The organism is Roseicyclus sp. (assembly GCF_965662675.1).
Lineage (GTDB): Bacteria > Pseudomonadota > Alphaproteobacteria > Rhodobacterales > Rhodobacteraceae > Roseicyclus.
In genome coordinates this window covers 1-3,278 of record NZ_CBFIIK010000166.1, presented here as the reverse complement: position 1 = coordinate 3,278, position 3,278 = coordinate 1, and the positions used below count along the sequence as shown (strand labels likewise).

Genomic DNA, 3,278 nt, shown 5'->3' with positions numbered 1-3,278 from the left:
GCGGGCGAAACCCCGCTTCTGGCCAGCTTCATGGGCGAGGATACGCCCGAAATGCGGGCCAAGTTCCTCTCCACCATCCCGCTGGGGCGCTTTTCCACCCCCGACGACATGGGCGAGGCGGCGGCGTTCCTGTGTTCCGATGCCGCCTCGATGATCACCGGGGTGGCGATGGAGGTGGATGGGGGCCGCTGCATATGACGGGCTACACCCGCCTTGACCTGCCTTGCGATATCGTCGTGCATGCGGGCAATTTCGCGGGTCAGCCTGCGGCCTTCGCCTATCTGCTCGCGCATTGCCCGGACCTCGATCTTGAACATGTCGAGGTGATCCGCGAGCGCCCCGCCACGCGGCTGCGTGCGCGCTTCGATGCCGAGACCGCCATTGAGATCGCCACCATGGGCGGCGCGTGGAACACGCTGATCCTGATCCTGCCGCCCGCCTATCAAGGGCTTGACTGCCCGCTTGCCGATCGCCCGCCCCTGCCCCGGCTCGGGCTGTGGCGTGGGCGCATCCCCCATCTGATCGCAGACAGGGACACGCCATGATCCGCCCCGGCCCAAGGAACCTGATCACCGATGTCGCGGGGCTGCACGTGGGCCACGGTAGCGATGAGCACATCAAGACCGGCGCGACAGTGCTGGTTGGCGAACGCCCCTTCGTGGCGGCCGTCCATGTCATGGGCGGCGCTCCCGGCACGCGCGAGACCGACCTGCTCGCCCCCGACAAGCTGGTGCAGGAGGCCGACGCGCTGGTCCTGTCGGGTGGCTCGGCCTTTGGCCTCGATGCGGCCTCGGGTGTGGCCGATGCGCTGCGCGCACAGGGGCGCGGCTTTGTCGTGGGCGATCAGACCGTGCCGATCGTGCCGGGCGCGATCCTCTTCGACCTGATCAATGGTGGCGACAAGGCGTGGGATCAGAACCCCTATAAACGGCTGGGGGCCGAGGCGCTGGCCAGTGCCTCTGAAAGCTTTGCGCTCGGCTCCGTAGGGGCGGGAACGGGCGCGCTGATCGCCGACCTGAAGGGCGGGCTTGGCTCGGCCTCGGCCACATGGGGGGGCTATACAGTCGGCGCGCTGGTCGCCGTCAACGCGCTGGGGCGGGTGACGGTCGGCGATGGCCCGCAATTCTGGGCCGCACCCGTCGAGATGGAGGGCGAATTCGGCGGGCTTGGCATGGCCACGGCTTTCGACCCCGGCGCGGTGCCACCCGTCAAGGGCGGCGAGGGGCGCAACACCACCATCGCCATCGTCGCGACCGATGCCGCGCTGACCCAAGCACAGGCGACCCGCATGGCGATCGCCGCCCATGACGGCATGGCGCGCGCGATCTGGCCCAGCCATACGCCGATGGATGGCGATTTGGTCTTCGCCGCGGCAACCGGCGCACGGGCCTTGGCCGATCCGATCCAAATACCGCTGATGCTGGGCCATATGGCAGCACTTTGCCTGTCACGCGCGATCGCGCGCGGCGTCTATGCGGCAAACACCGCGCCGGGCGATGCCAAACCCACATGGCACGCGCGCTTTGGCGCACATATGTAGCACTTGATCACACCCAAATGCTCACCACAAAAGGTGCTGAACGAAAAAACCCCGGATCAGTGATCCGGGGTTTTTCAAATCGACCATGCGCGCGACTCAGTGCAGGCGGCGCTCGACCTCGCCGATGGCGTTGTCGATCATCTTGTTGGCGTCAGCCGCCGCCATCTGCTTGGCGATGGTTTCGGCAGCAGCCGCGATCGCAACTTCGACCGCGCGGTCGCGGACAGAGCGCACGGCCTTATCCTCGGCGCTTTGGATCTGGTCCTCGGCTGATTTGACACGGCGTGCGATGGAACGTTCAAGTGCCGCGCGGGCCTCGACGGCGGCCGCTTCGGCGTCTGCCTTGGCTTGGGCGACGATACGATCTGCCTGATCGGCGATCTCGCGGCTTTGACGCTCGTAATTGGCGAGGATCGACTGCGCCTCTTCGCGCAGCGCGCGGGCCTCATCCAGCTCGGCCTTGATCCCCTCGGCGCGCTTGTCGAGCATGCTCATCAGCATCGCGGGGACGTTGAAATAGAACAGGATGGCAAGGAACAGCACGAAGCCGATCAGAACCACGAAATCGGAGTTGCCAAGCGAGGGGTTCAACAGACCCTTTGGTTTGCCTTCGGCGGCGAGCGCCACCGCGGGGGCCACAGTCATCACAATGGCGAGCAGATGTTTCATCGTCTTACCCCTTGACCCGTGCGGCGACTGCGGCCGCAAGCGCCTTTGCATCGACCTTTTGGCCCGGCGCCACGGCCGAAACAATGTCACCGGCCACATCGGCTGCGACTTCTTCGATACTGCGCACAGCACCCGCCTTGATCTCGGTGATGCGTGCTTCGCTCTCGGCTGCCTTGGCGGCGATGTCCGCGTCGGCGCGAGCAATCGCCTTGTCGAGATCGGCCTGAATAGCGGCGCGTGTTTCATCAGCGATTTTCGACGCCTCGCTGCGGGCATCTGCCAGCGCCTTGTTATAGGCCGCTTCGGCCTCGACCGCGCGCTGCTTCAGCTCTTCGGCGGCGGCCAGATCATTGGTCAGCGCCCCCTGACGTTCGGCCAGAACGGCCGCAATCCGGGGCAGCGCGATCCGGCTCAGGATGAAGTAGATCGCGACCAAAGCGATAACCAGCCAGAAGATCTGGTTTGGAAAGGTCGTGAAATCGAGCTGCGGCATGCCCGGCCCCGCAGCATTGGCAGCATTGGCGGCATCTTGTGCCATGGTCGTCCTCCTGGAACCGGGTCTACCCCGAGGTCCGCATCACAAGACGCGAACCTCGGACGTAAGGATGGTCTCTCGAAGGCTCTGGTTCAGACGGCGAACATCAAAAGCAGAGCGACGAGGAACGAGAAGATCCCCAAGGCTTCGGCAAAGGCGATGCCGATGAACAGTGTCGCTGTCTGGCCAGCAGCAGCCGAGGGGTTACGCAGTGCGCCAGCCAGGAAGTTGCCGGCCACATGGCCCACACCGATGGCAGCTGCGCCCGAGCCGATGGCGGCCAAGCCTGCGCCGATGAACTGGCCCATTTGTGCGATATCGCCTTCCATGATGGTATCTCCTTACGTTGGAAGTTCGAGAAACAAGGGGGATCAGGGCCGAAGGGCCCAGCCCTCAGTGATGCGGATGCAGCGCGTCCTTGAGATAGACGCAGGTCAGGATGGTGAACACATAGGCCTGGATTGCCGACACCAGCACCTCAAGCCCGTAGATCGCCACGACGCCCAAAATCGGCGCGACCGAGGCAAGGCCCAT

7 protein-coding genes are annotated in these 3,278 nt (G+C 65.1%); 3 read left to right on the top strand and 4 right to left on the bottom strand.

Going from position 1 to position 3,278, the window contains the following annotated elements; all coding sequences use genetic code 11:
• The 3 genes from ACTG4J_RS15070 to ACTG4J_RS15060 all read left to right on the top strand — a co-directional run.
• A partial coding sequence (locus tag ACTG4J_RS15070; RefSeq protein ID WP_439140552.1) for an SDR family oxidoreductase occupies nucleotides 1-198 on the top strand: 198 nt, incomplete at its 5' end.
• Nucleotides 195-545, top strand: coding sequence for a hypothetical protein (locus ACTG4J_RS15065; RefSeq protein WP_439140551.1), 351 nt, complete (start codon nucleotides 195-197; stop codon nucleotides 543-545). The genes ACTG4J_RS15070 and ACTG4J_RS15065, both read left to right, overlap by 4 nt.
• Nucleotides 542-1,540, top strand: coding sequence for a P1 family peptidase (locus tag ACTG4J_RS15060; RefSeq protein WP_439140550.1), 999 nt, complete (start codon nucleotides 542-544; stop codon nucleotides 1,538-1,540). Before ACTG4J_RS15065 ends, ACTG4J_RS15060 begins: the two co-directional genes overlap by 4 nt.
• 96 nt (nucleotides 1,541-1,636) lie before the next feature.
• Here ACTG4J_RS15060 and ACTG4J_RS15055 read toward each other — a convergent pair whose 3' ends face one another.
• From ACTG4J_RS15055 to ACTG4J_RS15040, 4 genes are all read right to left on the bottom strand, one after another.
• Nucleotides 1,637-2,209, bottom strand: coding sequence for a F0F1 ATP synthase subunit B family protein (locus ACTG4J_RS15055; protein ID WP_439140549.1), 573 nt, complete (start codon nucleotides 2,207-2,209; stop codon nucleotides 1,637-1,639).
• 4 nt (nucleotides 2,210-2,213) lie between these two features.
• Nucleotides 2,214-2,747: a F0F1 ATP synthase subunit B' gene (locus tag ACTG4J_RS15050; protein WP_439140548.1), complete on the bottom strand. Its 534-nt coding sequence runs from the start codon at nucleotides 2,745-2,747 to the stop codon at nucleotides 2,214-2,216.
• 89 nt (nucleotides 2,748-2,836) lie between these two features.
• Nucleotides 2,837-3,073: a F0F1 ATP synthase subunit C gene (locus ACTG4J_RS15045; protein WP_048599181.1), complete on the bottom strand. Its 237-nt coding sequence runs from the start codon at nucleotides 3,071-3,073 to the stop codon at nucleotides 2,837-2,839.
• 64 nt (nucleotides 3,074-3,137) lie between these two features.
• Nucleotides 3,138-3,278, bottom strand: a 141-nt coding sequence (locus ACTG4J_RS15040) for a F0F1 ATP synthase subunit A (RefSeq protein WP_439140553.1), incomplete at its 5' end; no start/stop codon positions are given.